We start from the raw sequence: 624 nt of genomic DNA on the forward strand, positions 1-624 counted from the left end.
AAGGTAATAAATTTGTACCAGATGGTATTTTAAGAAAAGAATTAACACAGTTAAAGAAGACAGAGGATTATGCATGGTTGAAAGAAGTTTCTAACAATGTAACAAAACAAGCGATTAAAGATTTGTGTCAAGCATATAAGAGGTTTTTTAACGGGAAAGCAAAACATCCAAAATTTAAAACAAAAAAGAAATCAAAGCCTTCTTTTTACAATGATAACGTGAAGCTAAAAGTAAAAAGTCATCTTGTTTTGCTTGAAAAAATAGGTTGGGTTAAAACCTCTGAACAAATTCCTATAGATGTGACATACAAAAACCCTAGAGTTAGTTATGACGGGAAGTATTGGTATTTATCCGTTGCTATTGATTTTGAAAATGAAGAACAAGTTGAATTAAATGATTTTGTTTTAGGAATTGATGTTGGCGTTAAAGAACTAGTTGTCTGTTCTGATGGTCAAGTTTTTAAAAATATTAATAAGACAAGTAAGGTGAAAAGGTTAGAGAAACGCCTTCGCAGGTTGCAGCGTAAAGTTTCTCGAAAATATCAAATGAATAAGGAGGGAAGCCGTTTTGTCAAAACTTGTAACATTATAAAACTCGAAAAGAAAATTCGGTTGTTACAACGAA

The 624-nt window shown here is 31.1% G+C and carries 1 protein-coding gene; it reads left to right on the forward strand.

Annotation, left to right across the window (positions count from 1 at the left end):
• Positions 1-624 (forward strand): RNA-guided endonuclease InsQ/TnpB family protein (locus GJS40_RS00810; RefSeq protein WP_270895374.1); only part of this gene is annotated, 624 nt, incomplete at both ends.

This window comes from Aliibacillus thermotolerans, assembly GCF_027853235.1.
Lineage (GTDB): Bacteria > Bacillota > Bacilli > Bacillales > Marinococcaceae > Aliibacillus > Aliibacillus thermotolerans.